2 protein-coding genes are annotated in these 1,347 nt (G+C 74.5%); one reads left to right on the top strand and one right to left on the bottom strand.

All coding sequences use genetic code 11. The features are described 5' to 3' along the window. The coding region (locus tag Q0L15_RS17565) for an FAD-binding oxidoreductase (protein ID WP_296605747.1) at window positions 1–648 on the top strand (648 nt) is incomplete at its 5' end. Window positions 649–659: 11 nt separating this feature from the next. Here the strand turns inward: Q0L15_RS17565 and Q0L15_RS17570 are convergent. Beyond that, window positions 660–1,347: hypothetical protein (locus tag Q0L15_RS17570; protein WP_296605748.1), on the bottom strand; the 688-nt coding region annotated here is incomplete at its 5' end.

Raw genomic sequence — 1,347 nt, forward strand, 5'->3', positions numbered from 1 at the left:
ACCCTGGACGCCGACGTCGTCGTCAACGCCGCGGGGCCCTGGTCGGGGGCGCTCATCCGGGAGCTCGGCCTGGACGCCGACTTCGCGCTGACCTCGCGGCCGCTGCGCCAGGAGGTGCACCAGCTCGCGGCACCCGGCGGCCCGGACGTCGCGGTCGCGGACCCGGACCTCGGCGTCTACCTGCGCCCGCAGGCCGCCGGGCAGCTGCTCGTCGGCGGCCTGGAGCCGGAGTGCGACCCGCTCGACTGGCTGGACCGCCCCGAGGACGCCGACCCGCGGCCCACCCGTCGGGTCTTCGAGGCCCAGACCCTGCGGGCGGCCCGGCGGGTGCCCGGCCTCGCCGTGCCGTCCCGGCCGTCGGGGATCACCGGCGTGTACGACGTCACGCCCGACTGGGCGCCGATCTACGACCGCACCGCGCTGCCGGGCGTGTACGTCGCGATGGGCACCAGCGGCAACCAGTTCAAGAACGCCCCGGTCGTCGGCCAGCTGATGGCCCACCTCGTCGGGGCGGTCGAGGGCGGCCACGACCACGACGCCGAACCGCTCACCTGGCGCGCGCCGCGCACCGGCAACGTGCTCGACCTCGCGACGTACTCACGGCTGCGCCGGGTCGGCCCGGACGCACCCTCGAACGTGCTCGGCTGAGGGGCCCGGCGTCACCGGTACGGCGTGTCGAGGGCGACCGGCGGGGTGATCGTCACGCTCGCGTCGGGCGAGACCGAGACGACGGCGTACCTCGTCCGCTGGGTGTCCGGGTCGACGTACATGATCGCGAACCGGGCCGGGTGGACGATGATCCCCGGGTTGGGCTTGGTGTCGGCGTGGCCACCGGCGCTGCCCAGGGTGAACTCGGTGGCGGACTCGTCGGTCGCCGTCTGCACCTGCTGGGGGCCGAGGAAGTCGTAGGAACGGCCGTCCAGCACCGCGGTGCCGACGCACCCGGTCGCCGCGATGCGGCGCCCGAGCAGGTGGTCGTGGACGAGCACGAAGTCGGGGTGCTCGGTGCACGTCTCGTCGATCATGTCGGCGACGAACCGGTCGACGTCGACCTCCGGGTCCCGCAGCACGTCGCTGGTCCCGAAGTCGCCGACGGTCGAGATCCGGGGGTCCGCCGCGGCGAGGAGGCGCAGTCCCGACACCTCCTGCGTCGTGCCGTCGCCGACCTGCCAGCCGCGGTCCTCGGCGGCCGCGACGATCGTCGGGGTGTCGTGCAGCCCCGGCGCCAGGTGGATCGGCCGGTCCTCGGCGTAGTAGTCGAGCGTGTCCAGGACGTAGAGCTCGAGGCGCTTGCCGGCGAAGGTGAGGTCGCCGGTCAGCGCCACGAAGTCGGCGTCGAGCAGGCGT

The organism is Nocardioides sp., from assembly GCF_024509035.1.
In the GTDB taxonomy this organism is placed as follows: domain Bacteria; phylum Actinomycetota; class Actinomycetes; order Propionibacteriales; family Nocardioidaceae; genus Nocardioides.